The organism is Variovorax sp. UMC13 (genome assembly GCF_014170375.1).
In the GTDB taxonomy this organism is placed as follows: Bacteria; Pseudomonadota; Gammaproteobacteria; order Burkholderiales; family Burkholderiaceae_C; genus Variovorax.
The window spans coordinates 181743-205950 of sequence record NZ_LZZW01000010.1; the positions used below are offsets into that span (position 1 = coordinate 181743).

Here is a 24208-nt window from a genome sequence, read left to right on the forward strand (position 1 = left end):
CGCCGCACACCGTGCGGCAATGCGCTAGGCTCCCGCGATCGACAGGCCGCGGGGGCCTTTTTCATTTGCGGACCGACTTCATGCGCTGGGACATCTTCTGCCGGGTCATCGACAACCATGGCGACCTGGGCGTCTGCTGGCGCCTCGCGCGCCAGCTGGCCGCGCGCGGTGAAAGCGCGCGCCTGTGGGTCGACGACGGCCGCGCGCTGGCCTGGATGGCGCCTGGCGGATGCCCGGGCGTGGCGGTGGTCGACTGGTCGGACGCCGAGGCGGTCGAAGCGGCTGCACAGGCGGCCCCGCCCGACGTGCTGGTCGAGGCCTTCGGCTGCGAGCCGGCCCCGGCGCTGATCGCACGCTACGCCGAACATGCGCGCACGCCCGGCTTTCGCGGCGCTTGGATCAACCTCGAATACCTGTCGGCCGAACCGTATGTCGAGCGGCTGCACACCCTGCCCTCCTCGGTCTTCCGCGGGCCGGGCGAAGGACTGACCAAACGCTTCTTCTATCCCGGTTTCAGCCCGCGCACCGGCGGCCTGCTGCGCGAGCCCGAACTGGCCGCGCGCCAGGCCGGCTTCGACCGCGCTTCCTGGCTGGCCGCGCAGGGCATCGGATGGCAGCCCGGCGAACGGCTGGTGTCGCTGTTCTGCTACGAGCCGGCACGACTCGCGGCGCTGCTCGGGCAATGGGCCGCGGGCGAGGCACCGGTGCGCCTGCTGGTCACGGCCGGCCGCGCCGCGCAGGCCGTGCGCACGGCGCTGGCGCTGGCGGCGGACGCCCCCGCCGCGACCGCGGGCCGCCTGTCGGTCCACTTCCTGCCGCTGCTGACGCAGGACGACTTCGACGCGCTGCTGTGGAGCTGCGACCTCAATTTCGTGCGTGGGGAAGACTCGCTGGTGCGCGCGCTCTGGGCCGGCCTGCCCTTCGCCTGGCAGATCTACCCGCAGGACGACGATGCGCACCACGTCAAACTCGAGGCTTTTCTCGATGCCATCGAGGCGCCGCCCAGCCTGCGGGCGTTCCATCGCGCATGGAACGACACCCACGATGCCGATCCATCGGCGCCGGATGCGGCCACGCTCGACGACTGGGCCCGGGCCGCGCAACGCGCGCGTGACGCGCAACGGGCCCAGGACGACCTGCTGACGCAGCTGATGCGCTTCGTCGACGCGCTGCCCCGACCCTAGACCAGGGTCAGCGTCGCCTCGCCGATGCCCTCGAAAGCCGCGTGCACCACGGCCGGCCCCTCGAGCCAGACCATGCCGCACCACGAACCGGTGGTCAGCACGCTGCCGGCCGGCAGCCGGTCGTGGCGCGCCACGCCGTGCTGCAGCCACTGCGGCGCCATCCACATCGGGTCGCCGCAGGGGTGCGCGCCCTGGTAGCGCCCGCGCTGCACGCCGTCGACGGTGAGCGTGGCGACCTGCTGCTGCCAGTCGACGGCCTGCATCGGCCGCCACTCGCCCAGCACCAGCGCGCCATTGGACTGCAGGTCGGCCATGCGCAGCGGCGCCGGCGCATGCTCGCCGCCCTGCCAGCGGTAGTCGACCAGTTCGATCGACACGGCCATCGCGTCGAACAGCGCGGCCGGATCGTGCACCGCGCGGGCCGCCAGGTCGACCGCCGAGACGTCGCGCGCCAGCCGGAACGCGACCTCGATCTCGATGCCCAGGCGGTGGAAATCGGCCACCGCGAGGCGGCCTTGCGAAGGGCGCACCCACACGGGCGGCAGCCGGGCGAACGCCGCGACCGAGGTCGGCGTCGGACCGCCGCCCTTCCAGGCGCCGGGCGCCTCGGGGTCGTCGGACCAGCCGAGTTCGGCGGCCACGCGTTCCTGCACGGTGTGGATGTCTTCGGGCGTGAGCGCCGTGTCTTTCCAGGGGGTCTCGTCCGCGGCGATGCCGCTGCGACGGGCCGCGACGAGCGCGGCGGCGATGTCGTTGAGGGTGTCGTTTTGCACCCGCCAAGTCTGCCCGAAATGGGAAGGCTTCGTGAAAACCGCTAAAATCAGCGGCTATCCAAAATTTGCCGCCGCTGTCCAACTGCGAATGTTCAAGTCCGCAGCGTTGCAATCGTTGATTGCAAATAGCTTCGACGGCCTGCCGCAACCCTGCGGCCAACCAGCCAGACAACGTTATGAAAATCGCTCAAGAAATCCGCGCCGGCAACGTGATCATGCACGGCAAGGACCCGATGGTCGTCCTCAAGACCGAATACAGCCGTGGCGGCCGCAACTCGGCCACCGTGCGCATGAAGCTCAAGAGCCTGATCGCCAACTTCAACACCGAACAGGTGTTCAAGGCCGACGACAAGATCGACCAGATCGTGCTCGAGAAGAAGGAGTGCACCTACTCCTACTTCGCCGACCCGATGTACGTCTGCATGGACACCGAGTACAACCAGTACGAAGTCGAAGCCGAGAACATGGGCGACGCGCTGAACTACCTCGAAGACGGCATGCCGGTCGAAGTGGTGTTCTACGACGGCAAGGCCATCTCGGTCGAACTGCCGACCAGCGTCGAGCGCGAGATCACCTGGACCGAACCCGCCGTCAAGGGCGACACCTCGGGCAAGGTGCTCAAGCCCGCCAAGATCTCGACCGGCTTCGAAGTGCCCGTGCCGCTGTTCGTGTCGCAAGGCGACAAGATCGAAATCGACACCCGCACCGGCGAATACCGCAAGCGCGTCTAAAGAGAAACGGGGCCCTCCGGGCCTTTGCTCCGCACATCCCCAAGGGCTCCGCAAGGAGCCCTTGTCGTTTGTGCACCGGCCGGCACCCCGAGGCCGCCCCTGCCTGCCGCGCAAGCAGCGCGGCCCTGCTCATTTGTCATCGGTTCGTTTCGCCGATGCCGCGCGCGCCTGCCGGTCGTCGCCACCCCTTCCAAAGCGTGATGGATTTGCAGCCCGACGGCCTCCTCTGTCGTCGGCGGGACGTTTCACGGCTTCGATGCGCTCCTACCATCGCCGCCGCTTGCACCGTCCTCCAACGCACTCCAAAAAGGTTGCTTTCATGCCATCGCTTCACATCGACCACGGCCGACACTCATCGCGCCGGCCCTCCCTTCTGCATACCCTGCTCATGGGCCTGTGCCTCGCGGCCGGCCTGGCCCAGGCCCAGGCCCCCGCGCCGGTCGGACCACCCGGCAGGCTGTACCTGCCCGAGGTGGCGAACAACACGATCGCGGTGATCGACACCGCCACCGCCAAGATCACCGAACGCATCCCGGTGACCTTCCCCGCGGCGCGCCCCGCGGTGATGGCCGCCACGCTCGACGGCAGCAAGATCTACGTCGACAACTTCGGCCTGGTGCCCGCCACCATCTCGGTGATCGACCGCAAGAGCGGCGGCGTGAAAACGGTGCCGGTCGAAAGCACCCCGCTGGGCGCCTTCACCTCCCTGGACGGCAGCGAGATCTACCTGCCCGAGGTCGGCTTCGTGGTCGAAGTCGTCAGCACCAAGACCGACGCCGTGGTGCGCCGGCTGCGCTTCCCGGACATCCCGGTGTCCTCGATCAGCGGACCCGACGGCAAGCTCTACGTGGGCTTCCAGTCGGGCCTGCTGGGCGTCTACGACCCGCTGACCGGCGCCGAGATCAAGAGGCCGATCTGGAGCGGCGGCCTCGGGCCCTTCTGGTTCAGCTTCACCGCCGACGGCAGGAAGCTCTATGTCGACACGGTCAACCAGATCGGCGTGATCGACGTCGCGAACTGGATGCTGACCAAGACCCTCAGCACCCACACCAGCGGCGTCTACCGGCCCTCCGATCCGGGCGCCTTCGTCTCCACCCTGTCGCCCGACGGCACCAAGCTCTACGTCACGGTGTTCGGCGACACCGGGCTGCGCGTGCTGGACGTGGCCACCGACAAGATCATCAAGGTCATTCCCACCACCGGCTCCACCACCAGCGTGATGTTCAGCGCCGACGGCACGCGCGGCTACATCAGCGACCTGGGCCCCAGCTCGGCCAAGTTCAAGGGCCCGCTGGGCGAGGTGGTGCTGTTCGGCAACCTCGTGACCCTGGGCCTGCTGGGGTCCGGGCAGGTGATCGTGTTCGACCCGAAGACCGACCAGACGGTGGGCGCGCCGATCCCGACCGAAGCAGGTCCGGGCGTTCCGGCCTGGGTGCCCCTGCTCTGAGCGCTTTCGCGCCGCGAACCATCCAGGAGTCCTGACCATGAACATCCCACACGCCTTGGCACGCTGGCCGCAGGCGGCCGCCTTGGGGCTGGCGATCGCGCTGATGCTGCCCGCGGCACGACCGGCAGCCGCCGATCCAAGCACATTAGCCGCCGCCGTGCGCCAGCGCGGCTATGTGCCGGTCTCCGGCGAGGGCGCCGTCTATGTGATCGACACCGCGGCCCAGACCCTGCTGAAGAAGATCCCCGACGTCGGCTCGCACCCCACGGTGCTGCGCATGCTGCCGGACCGCTCGAAGATCTACATCGACAACTTCGGGCCGGAGCGCGGCGAGATCGCGGTCATCGACACGCGCACCGACACCGTCGCCAAGAAGATCCCCACCCACGGCCTGCCCTTCGCCTCGATCCAGCTCGCGCCCGACGGCCGCTTCCTGTACGTGCCCACCTCGGCCTCGCTGATGCAGGTGATCGACACCCGCAGCGACCAGGTGGTGCGCAGCTTCGCCCTGCCGGGATCGCCCATCGCCATCGAGATCAGCCCCGACGGCCAGCGCCTCTACGTGTTCTTCTCCGACAGCACGGTGGCGCCCTACGATGCGCAGACCGGCGCCCCGCTCCGGCCTCGCCTGCCGGTGCAGGGCGTGGGGCCCGACTGGGGCGCCATGAGCGGCGACGGCCGCAAGCTCTATGCGATGAACGAGTTGAGCGACAGCATCTCGGTGATCGACACCGAGGCCTGGGCGGTGGTCAAGACCCTGACACTGCCGCCGGGCAGCGCGCCGGTCTCGGGCACGCTCACGCCCGATGGCAGCCAGCTCTACATCTGCAATGTCGGCACCCGCAACATCTCGATCGTCGACACGCGCACCGACACCGTCGTCAAGGTGATCCCGACCGAGCACGCGCCGGTGGTCGCCACCTTCAGCGCGGACGGCCAGCGCGCCTATGTGAGCGACCTGGGTGCGGCATCCAGGGCTTTCGCCGCACCGCTGGGCGGCACGATCGGACTGGCGTTCTTCTCGTTCCAGCCGGGCCTGCCCGGCAACGTCGTCACCTACGACACGCGCAGCCACCAGCCGGTCGGACGCGCGGTGGTCACCGGCACCGGACCGATCGTCGGCGTGTACGACTGAGTGCAGGCATGGGCAAGGTCTTGGGAGGGCCGTCCGGGGCGCCGACGGCCAGGCGGCACAATCGGATGCTTCTCGTTCGATTCACCCATGACCAACAGCACACACGACCTCCACGACAAGCGACTGGCCGATGCCTGGGCCACGCTGCAGGCGCATTCGGACAAGGGCCTGCCCCTGGACCAGGATCCGTCGCGCCTGGCTTTCGCCGATCCCGAGTTCCTGCTGCGCCGCGAGACCCGCGGCCTGCGCATGCAGCTCGAGCTCATGAAGCCCGACCTGCAGATGCGCGAGCACGGCATCGAGAACACCGTGGTGGTGTTCGGCAGCGCGCGCTTCCGCAGCCAGGAAGAATCGGCCGCCCTCATCGCCCAGGCCGAGGCGGTGGGCGACACCGTGGCGGCCGAGCGCTGGCGCAAGCTGTCGCGCAACTCGCACTACTACGAGGAAGCGCGCGCCTTCGGCAAGCTGGTGGCGCAGTACAGCAACGACAAGGACCCCGAGGACAAGCTGTTCATCTGCACCGGCGGCGGCCCGGGCATCATGCAGGCCGCCAACCGCGGCTCGCATGAAGGTGGCGGCCTCAACATCGGCCTGGCGATCGCGCTGCCGATGGAGGAGGAACCCAACCCCTACGTCACGCCGGCGTTGAGCTTCAAGTTCCACTACTTCGCCATCCGCAAGATGCACTTCATGATGCGGGCCAAGGCGCTGGTGGCCTTCCCCGGCGGCTTCGGCACGCTCGACGAGCTGTTCGAGGTGGTCACGCTGGTGCAGACCCGCAAGTCCAAGGCGGTGCCGATCGTGCTGTTCGGCTCCGAGTACTGGAAGCGCCTGATCGACTTCGATTTCCTGGTCGAAGAAGGCGTGATCTCGCCCCAGGACATCGACCTGTTCCGCTACGTCGACACGCCCGAGGACGCCTGGGCCGCGGTCAAACGCTTCTACGCACTCTGATCGCGCCGCGCCTCAGGCGTCGACGTCGTCGGCATCGGGGTGCAGCGCCTGCTCGAAGAAGCGCGTGAGCGCACGCACCCGCCGCCGGCGATCGGCCACCGGGTCGGCCGCCGGTCCCATGGCCACCGCATCGTCGGCCACGCCGTGCAGCGCGTTGAACAGAATCACGGCAGTCAGCGTCGCGTCTTCCACGTCCCAGACGCCCGCCGCGTCGCCCCGTTGCAGCAGCCCCACGAGCTGGGTGATGACCGCGTTGTCGTTGCGCATGCGCCGGTCCTCGGGCCGGTACTCGTGGAACACCACGTCGTGCAGCGCGACGTTGTCGAGGTAGGTCTCCAGGCCCGTCGCCACCCAGGCCCTCAGGCGCGCGCGGTGGTTGTCGGCGCGGTGCCGGTCCATGGCTTCCTGCAGCCGCGTGCAGAAGCTGTCGACGAAGCGCTGCTGCAGTGCGCCGAGCAGCGCCTCCTTCGAGGGAAAGTACAGGTAGAAGGTGCCCTTGGCCACCTGCGCACCGGCCGCGATGTCGTCGATGCCGGTGGCGGCAATGCCCTTGGCGATGAACAGCCGCTCGGCCGCATCCATCAGCGCGAGCGCGCGGGTCTCGGGAGCCTTGGTGCGACGGCGCGGCGCGGCCTCGCCCTCGGGCATCGGGGTCGGGTCCACGGCGCCCGCCTCAGGCCACGCCGGCCGTCGCGCGTGCCGCGGCGAGGGCCGCTCGCACCGCTGCCAGATCGAAGGGCAGGCCGCGCGGCACCATCACGCGCTCGCCGATCCAGGCCAGCGCATCGTCGCTGTCGGAAAAGGTGCTCGCGGGCACGCCGAAAAGCTTCTCGACATTCATCTTCCGGACCCTCTCGTACTGGTCGGCCGGCACCACGCTGGCCATGCCCATCATCTGGCGGCGGATGTCGGCGCCCCGCGCCTGCAGCCACTGCTTCGCATTCTGGGCGCCGCCCTCGGGATGCACCAGCGCATCGGCGTCGGCGAACACGCGCAGCGACACGAAGGGTTCGCCGCGGTCGAGCCAGCGGTTCCAGTCGTCGGTGAAGGCCTGCATGGCCTCGAGGGTCTGCAGTCCGGCCGAGACGCTGATGACCAGGGGCCACTGGCCGAGTTCGTGATGGATCATGGAAAAGTCCTTGGAAAAAAGAGCGCGAAGCGGGGCGCCGAGGCGCCACGGCACGAGGGCGGCGGGCATGCGGCGCGGCGCCTCAGGCCCGGACCGGCAGCACGGCGCCGCGCGGCCGGACCCGCAGCAGCAGCCCCGCCGCCAGCAGGCCGGCCAGCCCGGCACAGGCCATCGCGGCCTGGAAGCCGCCGGTGAGCGCGTCGGCCAGCAAGCGGTGCGCGGTGGCGGCATCGAGCGAGGCCAGCGCCCCCAGTTCGTGCCGCGAGACCGCGGCCACCGCCGCCTGCCGCGCATCGGGCAAGCCCGCCTGGGCGAGCGCATCGGCCAGCCGCAGCGTGGCGCGCGTGCTCATCAGCGTGCCCAGCAGCGCGATGCCGATCAGCATGCCGGCCTGGCGCAGCGCATTGGTGGTGGCCGAGGCCATGCCCGAACGCTGTGCCGGCACCGAGGCCATCACCGCCGTGCTCGTGGCCGGCACCGCCAGGCCCGAGCCCGCGCCCAGGACGACGAACAGCAGCGCCAGCAGCAGGTACGGACTGTCGGCCGAGAACAGCGTCAGCAGCAGCATCGCGCCACCGATCAGCGCATAGCCCGCGACCATCAGCGTGTGCACGTCGTACCGCCTGGCGAGGCGGCCGAACTGCGAGGCCACGATCCCGGTCGCCACGAACTGCGGCACCAGCCGCCAGCCGGTCTCGCTGGGCGACCAGCCCTGCACCTGTTGCAGGAACAGCGAGAAGAAGAACAGGCTGGCGTACGACGAAAAGCCCAGCACGAAGGACGCCAGGCTGGTGACCGCGAAGCGCGCATCGCGGAACAGCGCAAGCGGCAGCAGCTGCCGTTCGACGCGCGCCTCCACCCCCAGGAATAGTGCCAGCCCGACCACGGCCGCCAGCAGCGCGGTCGTGGCCTGTGCCGAGCCCCAGCCGTGCTCGCCGGCGGCGATCAGGCCGTAGGTCAGCGCGCCGAGCCACAGCACGCTGAGCACCTGGCCCACCGGGTCGAGCGCCGCATGTTCGGGATGCGCGCTCTCGCGGATGCCCCAGAGCCCGAGGCCCACGGTCAGCAGGCCGATCGGCAGGTTGATGAGGAAGATGCTCTGCCAGCCCGCATGGTCCACCAGCAAGCCACCCAGCAGCGGCCCGAGGATCAGCGAGAGCGCGGTGAAGGACGACCAGCCACCGATCACCCGCGCCCGGGCCGCGGGCTCGGGGAAGGCATGGGCCAGCAGCGACAGCGCGCCCGGGATCATCAAGGCCCCGGCCACGCCCTGCACCGCCCGCCCGGCCAGCAGCATGGGCAGGCTGCCGGCCAGCGCGCACAGCGCGGAGCCGAGGGTGAACACGCCCACGCCGGCCAGCCAGGCGCGCTTGCGGCCGAAGCGGTCGCCCAGCGGGCCGGCCGACAGCATGAACGCCGACAGGCACAGCGCGTAGATGTCGATCACCCACTGCAGGCCGGCCAGGTCGGTGGCGAGCGCGCGCTGCAGGGTGGGCAGCGCGACGTTGACGATGCTCACGTCGAGCGTGGCGATGAAGCTGCCGAGGTACACGGCCGCGACGAGCGCGAGGCGCCGGCGCGGATCGGTGGCCGGCGTGGAAAGCGGGTCCATGGACGCCTTAAAGGTCATTGAGGAAGGCGTCGATACTGACTCGAAGTCAGTATTTCGTCAACCAAATGAGAATTGCTCTCATTTGAAACATGGTTTTCCAGGCGCGCTCAGCTCAGAGCTTCAGGCCCCAGGTCGCGCGCGCCCCGACCACCAGCACGCCCCCCACCACCCAGAACACGCCGGTGATGCCGATCAGCGCGCCGAGCGAGCCGAACAGCATGGGCATGGCCACGCTCGAGGCGTTGATGGTCATCAGGCGCAGGCCCAGCGCCTCGCCGTGCCGTGCATGCGGCGTGATCTGGTGCAGCATGCTCATCACCATCGGCTGCACCGCCCCCAGCGCGAAGCCCAGCATCACCGAGCACAGGCCCATGGTCCAGGGCGACACCAGCAGCGGATAGATCGAGAACATCGCCGCCGTGACCAGCGTGGAGGTCAGGATCACGCTGCGCTCCGAGGCGCGCGAGGCGATCAGCGGCAGCACCACGCGGATGAAGGCGGCCGCGATCGCGAAAGCGCCGAGGATCGAGCCGATCACCGAGGCGCTGATGCCGCGCTCGTGCCCCAGCACCGGCAGCACGAAGGCATGCACGTCCCAGCTCGAGGACTGCAGCCAGTTGACGAACAGCAGGCGCCTGAACATCGGCTCGCGCAGCAGGTCCCAGGCGCGCGTGGGCACGGCGCCCGCGGCAGCGACGATCAGCGGCGGCTCATCGGCACCGCGCGCCATCAGCCAGCACAGGATCGGCAGCACCGCCATCACCCCGAAGCAGATGCGAAAGGCCATCAGGTCCGCCGGTGCCAGCCCGGCGTGGTCGATCAGCATGCCGGCCAGGAAAGGGCCGACGAAGTTGGCCGCGGCCGGCGCGATGGCCAGCCAGCTGAACACGCGCTTGAGCTGCGTCGAGTCGGTGGCCGAGCGCCCCACGTGGCGCTGCAGCGCGATCACCGTCGCGCCGGTGGCGCCGCCGGTCAGCAGGGCCGCCAGGCACATCACGGGGAAGAACGGGAAGACCATCACCAGCCCGGCGCCCAGCGAGGCCGCGATGACCGAGAACCACAGCGGCCGCTTGAAGCCGTAGCGGTCGGCGAAGCGGCCCGCGGGCAGTGCCAGGAAGACCTGGGTGAGCGCGAACAGCGCGATCAGCACGCCGACCGCGGCCGCGCTGTAGCCCTGCTGCAGCGCCAGCAGCGGCGTGGCCAGCCGCATGCCCGCCATGGTGGCGTGCAGGCAGACCTGGGCCCCGATGACGCGCAGGAGTTCGGCGCCCTTCACGGCGTACCGTCGCCGTCGGTGTCGGCGGTGCTCGGCAGCAGCACCTGCGATTGCGCCTCGGGCAGGGCCTCGACCTTGCGCAGCGCCAGGCGCATCTGCTTGGCGCGCGTGTCGGCCTTGTCGAGCGTGTCGGAGGCCTTGGCCACCTGCTCCTTGATGCGCGCCACCCATTCGCCGTAGCGCTCGAACTCGGTCTTGACCGCGCCCAGCACCTTCCACACCTCGGAGGCCTGCTGCTCCAGCGCCAGCGTGCGAAAGCCCATGTGCAGGCTGTTGAGCATGGCCAGCAAGGTGGTCGGGCCGGCCAGCGTCACGCGGTGCTGGCGCTGGATCGCGTCCATCAGGCCGGGCCGGCGCAGCACCTCGGCATAGAGGCTCTCGACCGGCAGGAACAGGATCGCGAAGTCGGTGGTGTGCGGCGCCGCGAGGTAGTTCTCGGCGATGGACTTGGCCTCGGCGCGGATGCGCGCCTCCAGCGCCTTGGCCGCGAGCTCGGCGCCGGCGGCATCGGCGCGTTCGTGGGCGTCGATCAGGCGCTCGTAGTCGTCGCGCGGGAACTTGGCGTCGACCGGCAGCCAGACCGGTGCCCCGTCCTCGCCGCGCCCCGGGAAGCGGATCGCGAAGTCGACGCGCTGGTTGCTGCGCGGCTTGGTCTCGACCTGCTTGGCGTACTGGTCGGGCGTGAGCACCTGCTCGAGCAGGGCCTCGAGCTGCACCTCGCCGAACACGCCGCGGGTCTTGACGTTGGTCAGCACGCGCTGCAGGCTGCCCACGCCGACGGCCAGCGTCTGCATCTCGCCCAGGCCCTTGTGCACCTGGTCGAGCCGGTCCGCCACCTGCTTGAAGCTCTCGCCCAGGCGCGCCTCCAGCGTGGTCTGCAGCTTCTCGTCGACCGTCCGGCGCATCTCGTCGAGCTTGGCGGCATTGCTCTGCTGCAGCTGCGCGAGTTGCGTCTCCATGGTCGCGCGCACTTCGGCCAGCCGGCGTGCGTTCGACTCCGACAGGCCCTGCAGCTGCGTGCTGAGGGTGTCGGCCAGCGTCTTCTGCAGCAAGGTGAGCTGCTGCGCGAAGGCGTCGATCTGCGCGTTCTGCGTGCGTGTGGCCTCGGCCCCCTGCTGCACCAGCGCGGCCTGGAAGCTGGCGAAGTTCTGGCCCAGCTCCTGCCGCGTGGCGCGCGCGGATTCGCCGATCTCCTGGCGCAGCGCGCGGGCCGTGCGCTCGTTGCCGGCGGCGAGCGCGTCCGCCAGCTCTGCATGGCGGTCCGCCGGCGGGCGCCGCAGCAGCAGCACGACCAGCAGCACGAGGTTCAAGGCCACCAGGGCCAGCAGGATCCAGAGTCCGGTTTCGGCAGTCGGCACGTGGGGGTGCCTCGCTTACTTGCTGGCGGCGATGGCGGGCGCGACGGGAACGATCGGCGTCAGCGGCCCCTTGCCGCCCAGGAAGGAGATCAGGTTGTCGGCCGCCAGGTTGGCCATGGCCAGGCGCGTGGGGATGGTCGCGCTCGCGATGTGCGGCGTGAGCACCACGTTGGGCACGGTGAGCAGCTCGGGGTGCACCGAGGGCTCGCCCTCGAACACGTCCAGGCCGGCGGCCGAGATGGTGCGCTCGCGCAGCGCCGCAGCCAGCGCGGCGTCGTCCACGATGCCGCCACGCGCGATGTTGATCAGCGTGGCGGTGGGCTTCATCTGGCGCAGTTCGGCGGCGCCGATCGCATGGTGCGAGGACGGCGAATAGGGCAGCACCAGCACCAGGTGGTCGGCCGACTTCAGCAGCGCTTCCTTGCTCACATAGTCGGCCTTGAGCTCGGCCTCGATGCCGGCGTCGAGGCGCGAGCGGTTGTGATAGATCACCTTCATGCCGAAGCCCAGCGCCCCGCGCCGCGCGATGCCCTGGCCGATGCGGCCCATGCCTAGGATGCCCAGCGTGCTGCCGTGCACGTCGGAGCCGGCGAACATGTCGTAGCGCCAGGTCTTCCATTCGCCGCGGCGCAGGAAATGCTCGCTCTCGGTCACGCGGCGCGCGGTGGCCATCAGCAGCGCGAAGCCGAAGTCGGCCGTGGTCTCGGTCAGCACGTCGGGCGCGTTGGTGGCCATCACGCCGTGGCGCGTCATGGCCTCGATGTCGAAGTTGTTGTAGCCCACCGCCATGTTGGCGCAGATCTTGAGTTCGGGGCAGCCGGCCAGCACCGCCGCGTCGATCTTGACGCCGCCGGTGGTGAAGGCGCCCTGCTTGCCCTGCAGCCGGCGCACCAGTTCCTCGCCCTGCCATTCGACATCGTCCGTGTTGGCCTCCACCTCGAAGTGAAGCTTGAGCTTCTCGATGATCTCGGGGAACACGGCGCGGGTGACGAGGATATGGGGCTTGGGCATCGGTCGGGACTCCTGGAGGTTCAGCGGAAGAAAATGAAGGTGACGAGGACGAACAGCGGCAGCAGGCACACGCCCGACCACGCCATGTAGCCGAAGAAGCTGGGCATGCGCACGCCGCGGTCTTCGGCGATGGCCTTGACCATCAGGTTGGGCGCGTTGCCGATGTAGGTGTTGGCGCCCATGAACACCGCGCCGGCGGACACCGCCGCCAGCGTGCTGGCATAGGTGGTCATCAAGGCCACCGGATCGCCGCCGGCGGTGTTGAAGAACACCAGGTAGGTCGGGGCGTTGTCCAGGAAGGAACTCAGCGCGCCCGTGGCCCAGAAGTACATCGCCGGATCGGGCTGGCCGTCGGCGCGCGTGACGGCCGCCACCACCGCGCCGAAAGGCCCGTTCGCGCCCGCCTTGAGCATCGCGATCACCGGCACGATGGTCAGGAAGATGCCGGCGAAGAGCTTGGCCACCTCGGCCATCGGCGCCCAGCCGAACTGGTTGGCGGCATGCACCGCGCGCGGCGTGATCCTGAGCGACAGCAGCGTCAGCGCGACCAGGCCCAGGTCGCGCACCAGGCCGGGCAGGCCGACCGGCGTGCCGTACACGTCGAACACCAGCGTCGATTTCCAGGTGCCACTCATGAGCACCAGCGCGACCACGCCGCCGAGCAGCCAGAAATTGAGCGCGCCGTCGAAGCCGATGCGCCGCGTGTCCGGGGTCGGATCGACCGGCAGCACGCCTTCCTTGCGGTAGAAGTGGCTATCGATCAGCCAGAACATCGCCAGCAGGGCCGCGGTCACGAACAGCGTCTCGGGCAGGATGTTGCGCGCCGTCCAGAAGAAGTCGACGCCCTTGAGGAAGCCCAGGAACAGCGGCGGATCGCCCAGCGGCGTGAGCGAGCCGCCGATGTTGGACACGATGAAGATGAAGAACACCACCACGTGTGCGCGTTGCGCGCGGTTGTCGTTGGCGCGGATCAGCGGACGGATCAGCAGCATCGAGGCGCCGGTGGTGCCCATGAAGCTCGCCAGCACCGCGCCGAGCGCGAGGATCGCCACGTTGAGGCCGGGCGCGCCCTTCAGGTTGCCGCGGATGTGGATGCCGCCAGCCACCGTGTAGAGCGCCGTGAGCAGCAGGATGAAGGGCACGTACTCGGCCAGCAGCGCATGCACGAACTCGGCGCCGGCCACGGGCAGCCCGAACACCAGGCCGAAGGGGACCAGGAAGGCCAGCGCCCATCCCGCCGTGACCTTGCCGTAGTGGTGGTGCCAGAAGGCCGGCACCAGCAGCGGCATCAGCGCGATCGACAGCAGCATGGCGGCGAAGGGCAGGCCCCACCAGGCCGACAGCTGGCTGCCGTCGAAGGCCGCCGCCTGCGCCAATGCGGGGCACAGCAGCAGAAGCAGCGCCGGCAGCGCCACACGTCGCAACGCCGGCGCGGCAAGAGCGCCGTGGCTCACGCGGCGGGCTGCGCGATCTCGAAGACCTGGCGCAGGTAGGCCAGGTACTTCTCGTCTTCGCACATGTTCTTGGAGGGGGTGTCGGACAGCTTGGCGACCGGCTGGTCGTTGCAGCGGATCATCTTGATCACGATCTGCAGCGGTTCGTGGCCCAGGTCGTTGGTCAGGTTGGTGCCGATGCCGAAGGCCAGCTGGCAGCGGCCGCGGAACTGGCGGTAGAGCTCGATGGTGCGCGGCACCGTGAGGCCGTCGCTGAAGATCAGCGTCTTGGTCAGCGGATCGACGCGGTTCGCGATGTAGTGCGCGAGCATGCGCTCGCCCCACTGGAAGGGATCGCCGCTGTCGTGGCGCGCGCCGTCGAAGAGCTTGCAGAAGTACAGGTCGAAGTCGCGCAGGAAGGCGCTCATGCCGTAGACGTCGGACAGCGCGATGCCCAGGTCGCCGCGGTACTCGCGGGCCCACGACTCGAAGCCGAAGATCTGGCTGTCGCGCAGCCGCGGCCCCAGCGCCTGGCAGGCCTGCAGGTACTCGTGCGCCATGGTGCCCAGCGGGATCAGGCCCAGCTTCATCGCATAGAGCACGTTGCTGGTGCCGGCGAACTGCGGCGGCTTGGCGCCGAGCTCGGGCGGCGAGACGACCGGGCCCAGCCGCGCGCTGAGGGTGCGCAGCACCTCCTCGTGCCAGGACTTGGAGAAACGGCGCCGCGTGCCGTAGTCGGCGATCTTGAGGTCCGACAGGCCCTCGGCCTGCAGCTCGCCGATCTTGGTCTCGAGCCGGCGGCGCCCCTCGGCCACGTCGGCCGAGCGTTGCGTGTTGCGGAAGTAGACCTCGTTGACGATGGCCAGCACCGGGATCTCGAACAGGATCGTGTGCAGCCAGGGGCCCTTGATGCTGATGTCGAGCTCGCCGCTGGGCAGCGGCGTGATGTCGATGTACTTCTCGTTGAGCCGGAACAGCCCGAGGAAGTCGACGAAGTCGCTCTTGATGAAACGCATCGAGCGCAGGTAGGACAGCTCGGCGTCCTTGAACTGCAGCGAACAGAGCCCCCGCACCTCCTCGCGGATCTCGCTGGCGAAGCGCGCCAGGTCGACGCCGGGGTTGCGGCACTTGAAGCGGTACTCGACACGCGCACCCGGGAAGTGGTGCAGCACGACCTGCATCATCGTGAACTTGTAGAGGTCGGTGTCCAGCAGGCTGTGAATGATCATGGTTCGGCGCGCTTGTCTCGGTGTCGTTAACGGCGTGCGCTCGATTATCACGGTCCCCGTCGGCTTGTGCCTACGGTTGCATCCCCGGGCGTCCTACCGGGTCGGGAATGCCGCTGCTTCTACAGTGACTTCACGCCGGCCACACAGCTCCACCGCAAGGCAGAGCGGCCATCGATTCACCGACCCTGAAGGAGACCGTCATGAACAAAGACACCATCGAAGGCAACTGGAAGCAGCTCAAGGGCAAGGTCAAGGAGCAATGGGGCAAGCTGACCGACGACGACTTCGACGTCATCGCCGGCAAGCGCGACCAGCTGCTCGGCCGCATCCAGGAACGCCACGGCATCAGCCGCGATGAAGCCGAACAGCAGGTCAAGGCCTGGGAATCGGCCGACGGACGCACCCCCAGCGCGCTCTGGTTCGAAAAGTACTGAGCACCGACGAATTTCCCTTTCTCCAAAACCCACCCAACTCCAAAGAGAACTCTCATGAAAAAACATCTGCTCATGCTCGCCATCGCCTCGACCTGCTTCATCGGCGTCCAGGCCAGCGCCCTGACCAAGGACGAATACAAGGTCGCCAAGGAAAAGATCGAAGCCGACTACAAGGTCGCCAAGGCGCAGTGCGACACCATGAAGGACAACGCCAAGGACGTCTGCAAGAAGGAAGCCGAAGGCACCGAGAAGGTCGCCAAGGCCGAACTGGAACAGCAATACAAGCCCACTGACGCCCACGCCCGCAAGGTCGCCGAGGAAAAGGTCGCGATGACCTACAACGTCGCCAAGGAAAAGTGCGACGACCAGACCGGTGACGCCAAGAGCGCCTGCGTGAAGCAAGCCAAGGCCGACGAAGCCAAGGGCAAGGCCGACATCAAGGCCATGAAGAAGATGTAATTCGTCCGTCCCCGGACGGTTCGACGCGGCGCCTTCGGGCGCCGTTCGTCTTTCAGGCCCGAAGCGACTCGACCACCTGGCGCAGCGCGTCGGGCAAAGGCACCGGCCGCTGCGTGGCACGGTCGACATACACATGGACGAAATGCCCCTGCGCCGCCGCCTCGGCGGCGCCCTCGGCGAACAGGCCGATCTCGTAGCGCACGCTCGAGCCCCCGGCATGCGCCACCCGGATGCCGGCTTCCACCGTCTGCGGGAAGGCCAGGGGCGCGAAGTAGTTGCAATGCGTCTCGACCACGAAGCCGATTGTCTGCCCCTGGTGGATGTCCAGCGCGCCGCGCTCGATCAGCAGGGCGTTGACCGCGGTGTCGAACCAGCTGTAGTAGACGACGTTGTTGACGTGCCCGTACATGTCGTTGTCGGCCCATCGGGTCGAGATGCGGCGGAAGGCGCGGTAGCTGTCGCGGTGCTCGGGCCGGGGGCGGGGGGACGGAGAAGACGTCATGGCGCGGCATTCTGCCAGCCCGCTGCGGAGGGAGCGCCACCCCGACCTGGCGCAAACTGGCCCGGTTTTAGACAGCGCTTCCTAAACTGCGGCAACAGGCGTCCAAACCCTTGCTTGCCGCGCGCATCTCCCTATACTTGAGCCCATGCTGCACCGCAACATAGACGAGACAGGCGCAGCGCAAACGTGATCCATCCATCCACCATTTCTGGAGCTAATACCATGGCACTGACCGCTGACCAAATCCTCGCCGCCCAAAAAGCCAACCTCGAAACCCTGTTCGGCCTGACCTCCAAGGCCTTCGAAGGCGTCGAGAAGCTCGTCGAACTGAACGTGACCGCTTCCAAGGCCGCCCTGAGCGAAGCCGCCAACACCACGCAAGCGGTGCTGAGCGTCAAGGACGCCCAGGAACTGCTGGCCCTGCAAGCCAGCCTGTTCCAGCCCCTGGCCGAGAAGACCGCCGCCTACAGCCGTCACCTGTACGACATCGCCCAAGGCGCCGGCAGCGAATTCGGCAAGGCTTTCGAAGCCAAGGCCGCTGAAGCGCAGCAATCCTTCGTCGGTCTGGTCGACAGCGCCGCCAAGAACGCACCGGCCGGCTCGGAAACCGCCGTCGCCGTGATGAAGAGCGCCGTCGCTGCCGCCAACAACGCTTTCGAGTCGGTCCAGAAGGCCGTCAAGCAAGCCTCGGACGTCGCCGAAGCCAACTTCAACGCGGTCTCGACCACCGCCGCGAACGCTGCCAAGACCACCGCCCAGACCGCTTCGCGCAAGCGCTGAGCCCCCGACGCAAGTTGTCTCCGGGTCCTCCGCGGACCCTTTCAAGGCCCCGTCTTTCGACGGGGCCTTTTTTCATGGGCGCGGGCGTGGCCCCCGGCCGGGCCAGTCTTCGATAATCGTCGCTCTACATCAGGAGATACGAACATGCAGATCGAAGGCAAGGTTTTCATCGTCACCGGCGCCGCCTCGGGGCTGGGCGAGGGCACGGCCCGGATGCTGGCGGCCCAGGGCGCCAAGGTGGTGGTGGCCGACATGCAGGCCGACAAGGGCGAGGCCGTGGCCCGCGAGATCGGTGGCGTGTTCGTGCGCTGCGACGTGACGCAGGAAGCCGACGGCCAGGCCGCCGTGGCCGCGGCCCTGAAGCTGGGCAAGCTGTTCGGCCTGGTCAACTGCGCCGGCATCGCCATCGGCGAGAAGACGGTCGGCAAGAACGGCCCGCACGCGCTGGCGGCCTTCAGCAAGACCGTGACCATCAACCTGATCGGCAGCTTCAACATGATCCGCCTGGCCGCCGACGCCATGGCGAAGAACGAACCCGAAGCCACGGGCGAGCGCGGCGTGCTGATCTCGACCGCCTCGGTCGCGGCCTACGACGGCCAGATCGGCCAGGCCGCCTACGCCGCCTCCAAGGGCGGCGTGGTGGGCATGACGCTGCCGATCGCCCGCGACCTGGCGCGCAGTGGCATCCGCAACATGACCATCGCCCCCGGCATCTTCGGCACGCCGATGCTGTTCGGCATGCCCCAGGAGGTGCAGGACGCGCTGGCCGCCAACGTGCCCTTCCCTTCGCGCCTGGGCACGCCCGAGGACTACGCCAAGCTGGCGAAGCACATCATCGAGAACGAGATGCTCAACGGCGAGGTGATCCGCCTGGACGGCGCGATCCGTCTCGCGCCGAAGTAAGCGGCCCCCCCGAAGGCGTCGCGGCACTTCGTGTCCGCGTCGCCCGCACCGGCGGCCCGGCAAAGCCGGTTCCGCGGTGTCCCTGGCACTTTCCTGCGCGCTACGCCGTGGCCTGCTTGGCCTCCAGCCGCTCGTACTGCGCGATCACCTGGGCGCCGAAGAGCACCAGGGTGGCGGCGATTTCCAGGCTCAGCAGGACCACGATGGCGGTGGTGAGCGAGCCGTAGACCACGCTGACCTGCGACAGGGTCGAGAAATACCAGACCAGCACGCGCCGCGTGACCTCCCAGAGCAGCGCGGCGGTCACGCCGCCCAGCAGGGCGTGGCGCAGCGACAGGTGGCCCACCGGCATCACCAGGTAGAGCGAGGTCAGCATGAAGATCTCGCCCGCCAGCCCCAGCAGGTAGAGCAGCACGCCCGAAACCCCGGACAGCGACCAGCTGTAGCCGAACAAATTGACGCTTTCCTGGCCGATCAGCTGCAGCGCCCCCGACACCAGCGTCACCAGCAGCAGGCCCACGCACAGGAACAGGATGTAGAGGTAGGGCATCACCGCCGACACCAGGAAGTGCCGCGAACGCTCGGCTTTCCGGTGGTGGAAGATGTTCGCCATCGCGCTCTCGAGCACGGTGAAGGCCAGCGAACTGAAGAAGATCATGGTCACCAGCAGCACCGGCCCGAGCACGTCGCGGTGGGCCAGGAAGTTGCGCAGCTCGTCGACCACCGCCCGAGACTGGCCGGGCAGCAGCCATTCGAGGTAGCGGCCGACCGTGGTCAGCAGTTCGGCCTGCTCGATCACGTGCGACAGCGCGATCACGCTCAGGATCAGCAGCGGCACCATCGACAGCAGCGCGTAATAGGCCACCGCCCCCGCCAGCAGCAGGCCCTGGTTGGCCTTGAAGCCCTTCAGGGCCGACCACAGGAAGCGCAGCGGGTGCTGGAGCAGCGGCGTGAGGTGGGCGAGGCGGAGGCTGGGCATGGAATGGGCGGGATGTCGAGCGCAGTATGCCGGGATGCCCGCGCGCGCCGTGTCAGCCGCTTGCGTATGATTTGCCGCTCCCCGCCACCATGACCATCCCCGCTTCTTTCATCCAGGAACTCATCGCGCGCGCCGACGTGGTGGAAATCGTCGGGCGCTACGTGCCGCTCAAGAAGGCCGGCGCCAATTTCATGGGGCTGTGCCCCTTCCATGGCGAGAAATCGCCCTCCTTCTCGGTCAGCCCGACCAAGCAGTTCTATCACTGCTTCGGCTGCGGCGTGCACGGCAACGCCATCGGTTTCCTGATGGAACACGCGGGCATGGGCTTCGTCGAGGCGGTGCACGACCTGGCCGGCCAGTACGGCCTGCAGGTGCCCGAGGACGACGCCTCGCCCGAGGAGCGCGCCCGCGCCGCCAACCAGCGCCAGAAGCAGGCCACGCTGACCGACGTGCTCGAGAAGGCCGGCGAGGCCTTCCGCAAGCAGCTGCGGCAGGCGCCCGGCGCCATCGAATACCTCAAGGGCCGCGGCGTCTCGGGCGAGGTCGCCAAGCAGTTCGGCATCGGCTATGCGCCGCCGGGCTGGCGCACGCTGGCCAGCGTGTTCCCCGAGTACGACAACCCGCTGCTGGCCGAAAGCGGCCTGGTGATCGTGGGCGAGGACGGCGAGGACAAGCGCTACGACCGCTTCCGCGACCGCGTGATGTTCCCGATCCGCAACGTCAAGGGCGAATGCATCGGCTTCGGCGGCCGGGTGTTGGGCGACGAGAAGCCCAAGTACCTCAACTCGCCCGAGACACCGGTCTTCAGCAAGGGCCGCGAGCTCTACGGCCTGTACGAGGCCCGCGCCGCCTTCCGCGACCGCGGCTACGCGCTGGTCACCGAGGGTTACATGGACGTGGTGGCGCTGGCGCAGCTGGGCTTTCCCAATGCCGTCGCAACGCTGGGCACGGCCTGCACCACCGAGCATGTGCAGAAGCTGTTCCGCTTCACCGATTCGGTGGTCTTCAGCTTCGACGGCGACGCCGCGGGCCGGCGCGCGGCGCGCAAGGCCCTCGATGGCGCCCTGCCCTATGCCACCGACGTGCGCAGCGTCAAGTTCCTGTTCCTGCCGGCCGAGCACGACCCCGACAGCTTCATCCGCGAGCACGGCGCCGAGGCCTTCGCCCGCTTCGTCAGCGAGGCCACGCCACTGAGCCGCTTCATGATCGAGGCCGCGCGCGAAGGTTGCGACCTGGGCAGCGCCGAGGGCCGCGCCCACATGACGGCCAACGCCCGCCCGCTCTGGAGCGCCATGCCCGACGGCGCGCTCAAGCGGCAGCTGCTGGGCGAGATCGCCGAACTGGTGCAGCTGGGCGCCGCCGACATCGAGGCGTTGTGGTCCGCCGCGGCCCCGGCGCGCGGCGGGGCCCGCCGTGACGCGCCCCGCGAGGCCTCGCGCGACGCGCCGCCGGACTACCTCGACTTCCCCGATGCACCTTCCTCGGACTACCAGGGCTACCAGGCCCACCCGGGCCCGCAGGAGGGCGGCGGCCAGCGCTACGAGGACGACGGCACGCCGATCAGCGCGGGATGGGGCAAGCGCAAGGACCGCGGCAGCTGGGGCGGCAAGGGCAAGGGCAAGGGCAAAGGCCAGGGCGGCGACTGGCGCAGCGCACGCGGCAGCTTCGGGTCCACCGAGGGCTCGGCGACCCGGCCGCGCCTGCGCCCGCCGGGCCGGGCCGACGTGGCGGCGCGGCTGCTGCTGTCGAACATGCACGAATGGGAAGCCCAGTCGCACGAATTGCACGAGCTGCTGTGCGCGCTGCCGGGCGAGCACGGCCAGCTGTTCACCTGGCTCGACGGCCAGATGCACGAGCATGGCGTCCAGCCCTGGGCCGCGCTGCGCGAAGGCCTGCGCGGCCAGCCTTTCGAGCCCATGGTCGAACGCCTGATGAGCGGGCCGGACGGTGGCCCCGTCGCCGATCCCGAGGGCGAGCAGGCGGCCGATGCCGCCAAGGAATTGCGCAACGTGCTCGACTTCATGCTCGACGACCTGCTCAAGGCCCGCCAGAGCGAGGCGATCGCCGCCGTGGGCAGCGATCCGCAGGCGCTGGAGCGCTACAAGGCGCTCGAGAAGCGGCGCCTGGAACTGCGCCATCGCCTCAAGCCTTCGGTGCCCGGATAGGGCCCCCAGGGTAAACCACCCCTTGAAAAAGGGCTTGGCGCTATAATGTAAGGCTTCGCCTCGCGGCGAATGAAGCAAGAGCGACAGCAACACCTCCGGGCCGGCCCCACGCGCAACGCACTTCCCAACGGGAAACGGGTCAATACACCGCAAGGATTGCATACCAAATGTTCGCCCTACATCTTGCTTCTTGAGAGGACTTCGGTTCGCTCGCACGACAGAGCCCTGCTCCCTCGTGTCGACGTGACCTGCTTCCTCGTGACTTGTGTCCGTGCCCGCGCCGGGTCAGTGGCGCCTGTGATTCCGCTTGTTTCATTCTTGTCCTACGAGGTCGTATGCCCAGTTCAAAGAAGCCTGCCGTGTCCGTCGCCAAGAAACCCGCCGGGGCCAAACCGTTGAAAGCGGCAGCATCGCCGGCACCTGCAAAGAAGAGTGCCACCGCGTCCAAGGCGACTGCCGCAACGAAAGTGAAACCCGTGCCCACGAAAACAGCTCCTGCCGACCCGACCAAGACCGCCGCCGCCAAGGCCGCCGCCCCCGCCACCGCCAAGAAGGTCGGTCGTCCTCCCAAGGCCGCCGGCACCGCCACGGCCGCCACCGGCGCCAAGCGCGGTCGCAAGCCCAAGGCCGGCGCCGACGCCGGTGAGATCGAAGAGGACTTCTCCGACGTCGAAGCCGAGTTCGCCGAGGAAGAGACCGCCGCCGCCGGCACCGAGACGGCCACCGTCGAGAAGGTCAAGCCGCTGCGCATGAAGATCAGCAAGGCGAAGGAACGCGCCTTGATGAAGGAGTTCGGCCTGGACGAAACCGTCCTGTCCGAAGAGGACATGGCCAAGCGCCGTTCGCGCCTCAAGACCCTGATCACGCTGGGCAAGACCCGCGGCTACCTGACGCAGGGCGAAATCTCCGACCACTTGCCCGACAAGCTGGTCGATGCCGAGACCATGGAAGTCGTGGTCACGATGCTCAACGACATGGGCGTGGCCGTCTACGAGCAGACGCCGGACGCCGAGACGCTGTTCCAGAACAACGTCGCGCCGACCGCCGCCACCGTCGAGGAAGCCGAAGAAGAAGCCGAAGCCGCGCTGTCCACCGTGGACAGCGAATTCGGCCGCACCACCGACCCGGTCCGCATGTACATGCGCGAAATGGGCACGGTCGAGCTGCTGACGCGCGAAGGCGAAATCGAGATCGCCAAGCGCATCGAAGGCGGCCTGATGGCCATGATGGAGGCGATCTCCGCATCGCCCGCGACCATCGCCGCGATCCTGGAAATGGCCGGCACCATCCGTGAAGGCAAGGTCGTGATCTCGACCATCGTCGACGGCTTCTCGAACCCCAACGAGGCCGACGACTACGTGGCCGAGGAAGACTTCGACGAATTCGACGAGGAAGACGACGACGACGGCAAGGGCGGCTCCAAGGCGCTGACCAAGAAGCTGGAAGAACTCAAGCGCGACGCGCTCGAGCGCTTCGACCGCATCGCCGCCATGTTCGAGAAGATCCACAAGATCTACGAGAAGGAAGGCTACGGCACGCCGGCCTACGACAAGGCGCAGCAAGCCATGTCCGACGAGCTGATGACCATCCGCTTCACGGCCAAGACCATCGAGAAGCTGTGCGACCTGGTGCGCACGCAGGTCGACGACGTGCGCAAGAAGGAACGCGAACTGCGCCGCATCATCGTGGACAAGTGCGGCTTCCCGCAGGAAGACTTCATCCGCGACTTCAGCGGCTACGACAAGAACGGCAACCGCATCGCCTCCAACCTGCTGAACCAGAAGTGGGTCGAGAAGCAGGCCGCGGCCGGCAAGCCCTGGAGCACGGTGCTCGCGCGCAACATCCCGCCGGTGCAGGAATTGCAGCAGAAGCTCGCCGACATCCAGTCGAGCGTGGTGGTGCCGCTGACCCAGCTCAAGGACATCAACAAGCGCATGAACGACGGCGAACGCTCGTCGCGCGATGCCAAGAAGGAAATGATCGAGGCCAACCTGCGCCTCGTGATCTCCATCGCCAAGAAGTACACCAACCGCGGCCTGCAGTTCCTGGACCTGATCCAGGAAGGCAACATCGGCCTGATGAAGGCGGTCGACAAGTTCGAATACCGTCGCGGCTACAAGTTCTCGACCTACGCCACTTGGTGGATCCGCCAGGCCATCACGCGCTCGATCGCCGACCAGGCGCGCACCATCCGGATCCCGGTGCACATGATCGAGACGATCAACAAGATGAACCGCATCTCGCGCCAGCATCTGCAGGAGTTCGGCTTCGAGCCCGACGCCGGCATCCTGGCCGCCAAGATGGAGATCCCGGAAGACAAGATCCGCAAGATCATGAAGATCGCGAAAGAGCCGATCTCCATGGAAACGCCGATCGGCGACGACGACGATTCGCACCTGGGCGACTTCATCGAGGACAGCAGCAACACGGCGCCCATCGAGGCCGCGATGCAGGCCGGCCTGCGCGACGTGGTCAAGGACATCCTCGACTCGCTGACGCCGCGCGAAGCCAAGGTGCTGCGCATGCGCTTCGGCATCGAGATGTCGACCGACCACACGCTGGAAGAAGTCGGCAAGCAGTTCGACGTGACGCGTGAACGCATCCGCCAGATCGAGGCCAAGGCGCTGCGCAAGCTCAAGCACCCGTCGCGTTCGGACAAGCTGCGTTCCTTCATCGACACGCTGTAAGCTCGCCGCGAACACCCGCGGCCCGGC

The 24208-nt window shown here is 68.3% G+C and carries 22 protein-coding genes; 11 read left to right on the plus strand and 11 right to left on the minus strand.

The features are described 5' to 3' along the window. Window positions 1–80 precede the first annotated feature (80 nt). Window positions 81–1184, plus strand: coding sequence for an elongation factor P maturation arginine rhamnosyltransferase EarP (gene earP, locus A9977_RS05940; RefSeq protein ID WP_183023953.1), 1104 nt, complete (start codon window positions 81–83; stop codon window positions 1182–1184). On the opposite strand, the gene A9977_RS05945 is transcribed toward earP, so the two are convergent. After that, a complete protein-coding gene (locus A9977_RS05945; RefSeq protein WP_183023954.1) occupies window positions 1181–1957 on the minus strand; it encodes a fumarylacetoacetate hydrolase family protein in 777 nt (258 codons plus the stop codon). The genes earP and A9977_RS05945 overlap by 4 nt on opposite strands. A gap of 176 nt (window positions 1958–2133) precedes the next feature. Between A9977_RS05945 and efp the strand changes: the two genes are divergently transcribed. The 4 genes from efp (at window position 2134) to A9977_RS05965 (ending at window position 6224) form a co-directional block, all read left to right on the plus strand. Further along, window positions 2134–2688: an elongation factor P gene (gene efp / locus A9977_RS05950; RefSeq protein WP_183023955.1), complete on the plus strand. Its 555-nt coding sequence runs from the start codon at window positions 2134–2136 to the stop codon at window positions 2686–2688. Between the two features lie 388 nt (window positions 2689–3076). Then, window positions 3077–4135, plus strand: coding sequence for a YncE family protein (locus tag A9977_RS05955; RefSeq protein WP_259651831.1), 1059 nt, complete (start codon window positions 3077–3079; stop codon window positions 4133–4135). Between the two features lie 37 nt (window positions 4136–4172). Beyond that, on the plus strand, window positions 4173–5270 hold the full coding sequence (locus A9977_RS05960) for a YncE family protein (RefSeq protein ID WP_183023956.1): 1098 nt from the start codon (window positions 4173–4175) through the stop codon (window positions 5268–5270). A gap of 87 nt (window positions 5271–5357) precedes the next feature. Next, the gene (locus A9977_RS05965) at window positions 5358–6224 is read left to right on the plus strand and encodes a TIGR00730 family Rossman fold protein (RefSeq protein WP_183023957.1); all 867 of its coding nucleotides are present in this window, start codon (window positions 5358–5360) and stop codon (window positions 6222–6224) included. Window positions 6225–6236: 12 nt separating this feature from the next. Here A9977_RS05965 and A9977_RS05970 read toward each other — a convergent pair whose 3' ends face one another. From A9977_RS05970 to pncB, 8 genes are all read right to left on the minus strand, one after another. Further along, complete coding sequence (locus tag A9977_RS05970) at window positions 6237–6887, minus strand: TetR/AcrR family transcriptional regulator (protein ID WP_310936092.1); 651 nt, start codon at window positions 6885–6887, stop codon at window positions 6237–6239. A gap of 10 nt (window positions 6888–6897) precedes the next feature. Beyond that, on the minus strand, window positions 6898–7353 hold the full coding sequence (locus tag A9977_RS05975) for a hypothetical protein (protein WP_183023958.1): 456 nt from the start codon (window positions 7351–7353) through the stop codon (window positions 6898–6900). 82 nt (window positions 7354–7435) lie between these two features. Next, window positions 7436–8965, minus strand: a complete 1530-nt coding sequence (locus tag A9977_RS05980) for an MFS transporter (RefSeq protein WP_183023959.1) — start codon at window positions 8963–8965, stop codon at window positions 7436–7438. Window positions 8966–9077: 112 nt separating this feature from the next. Continuing rightward, on the minus strand, window positions 9078–10241 hold the full coding sequence (locus tag A9977_RS05985) for an MFS transporter (protein WP_183023960.1): 1164 nt from the start codon (window positions 10239–10241) through the stop codon (window positions 9078–9080). After that, window positions 10238–11599: a DNA recombination protein RmuC gene (rmuC, locus tag A9977_RS05990; RefSeq protein ID WP_310936093.1), complete on the minus strand. Its 1362-nt coding sequence runs from the start codon at window positions 11597–11599 to the stop codon at window positions 10238–10240. The genes A9977_RS05985 and rmuC overlap by 4 nt, the downstream gene beginning before the upstream one ends. Before the next feature lie 15 nt (window positions 11600–11614). Further along, complete coding sequence (locus A9977_RS05995) at window positions 11615–12610, minus strand: D-glycerate dehydrogenase (protein WP_183023961.1); 996 nt, start codon at window positions 12608–12610, stop codon at window positions 11615–11617. A 20-nt stretch (window positions 12611–12630) separates the two neighbouring features. Further along, entirely contained in the window at window positions 12631–14034 is a 1404-nt protein-coding gene (locus tag A9977_RS06000; RefSeq protein ID WP_183024139.1) for a sodium:proton antiporter, read from the minus strand. Window positions 14035–14060: 26 nt separating this feature from the next. Then, a complete protein-coding gene (gene pncB, locus A9977_RS06005) occupies window positions 14061–15272 on the minus strand; it encodes a nicotinate phosphoribosyltransferase (protein ID WP_183023962.1) in 1212 nt (403 codons plus the stop codon). Between the two features lie 200 nt (window positions 15273–15472). Here pncB and A9977_RS06010 point away from each other — a divergent pair, with 200 nt between their 5' ends. Both A9977_RS06010 and A9977_RS06015 read left to right on the plus strand, forming a co-directional pair. After that, window positions 15473–15706 carry a CsbD family protein gene (locus tag A9977_RS06010; RefSeq protein ID WP_183023963.1) on the plus strand — a complete coding sequence of 78 codons (234 nt, stop codon included), beginning with the start codon at window positions 15473–15475 and terminating at the stop codon, window positions 15704–15706. 54 nt (window positions 15707–15760) lie between these two features. After that, complete coding sequence (locus A9977_RS06015) at window positions 15761–16165, plus strand: hypothetical protein (protein WP_183023964.1); 405 nt, start codon at window positions 15761–15763, stop codon at window positions 16163–16165. 52 nt (window positions 16166–16217) lie between these two features. Here the strand turns inward: A9977_RS06015 and A9977_RS06020 are convergent, their stop codons facing one another. Continuing rightward, a complete protein-coding gene (locus tag A9977_RS06020; RefSeq protein ID WP_183023965.1) occupies window positions 16218–16667 on the minus strand; it encodes a thioesterase family protein in 450 nt (149 codons plus the stop codon). 222 nt (window positions 16668–16889) lie between these two features. On the opposite strand from A9977_RS06020, the gene A9977_RS06025 reads away from it, so the two are divergent. Both A9977_RS06025 and A9977_RS06030 read left to right on the plus strand, forming a co-directional pair. Then, window positions 16890–17447 (plus strand): phasin family protein, encoded by a 558-nt coding sequence (locus A9977_RS06025; RefSeq protein WP_183023966.1) that lies wholly within the window; start codon window positions 16890–16892, stop codon window positions 17445–17447. A gap of 144 nt (window positions 17448–17591) precedes the next feature. Then, window positions 17592–18350, plus strand: coding sequence for a 3-hydroxyacyl-CoA dehydrogenase (locus A9977_RS06030; protein ID WP_183023967.1), 759 nt, complete (start codon window positions 17592–17594; stop codon window positions 18348–18350). A gap of 100 nt (window positions 18351–18450) precedes the next feature. On the opposite strand, the gene A9977_RS06035 is transcribed toward A9977_RS06030, so the two are convergent. Continuing rightward, the gene (locus tag A9977_RS06035; protein ID WP_183023968.1) at window positions 18451–19329 is read right to left on the minus strand and encodes a YihY/virulence factor BrkB family protein; all 879 of its coding nucleotides are present in this window, start codon (window positions 19327–19329) and stop codon (window positions 18451–18453) included. Window positions 19330–19418: 89 nt separating this feature from the next. On the opposite strand from A9977_RS06035, the gene dnaG reads away from it, so the two are divergent. Both dnaG and rpoD read left to right on the plus strand, forming a co-directional pair. Further along, the gene (gene dnaG / locus A9977_RS06040; RefSeq protein WP_183023969.1) at window positions 19419–21494 is read left to right on the plus strand and encodes a DNA primase; all 2076 of its coding nucleotides are present in this window, start codon (window positions 19419–19421) and stop codon (window positions 21492–21494) included. A 335-nt stretch (window positions 21495–21829) separates the two neighbouring features. Beyond that, window positions 21830–24181: an RNA polymerase sigma factor RpoD gene (rpoD, locus tag A9977_RS06045; RefSeq protein WP_183023970.1), complete on the plus strand. Its 2352-nt coding sequence runs from the start codon at window positions 21830–21832 to the stop codon at window positions 24179–24181. Window positions 24182–24208: the final 27 nt, after the last annotated feature.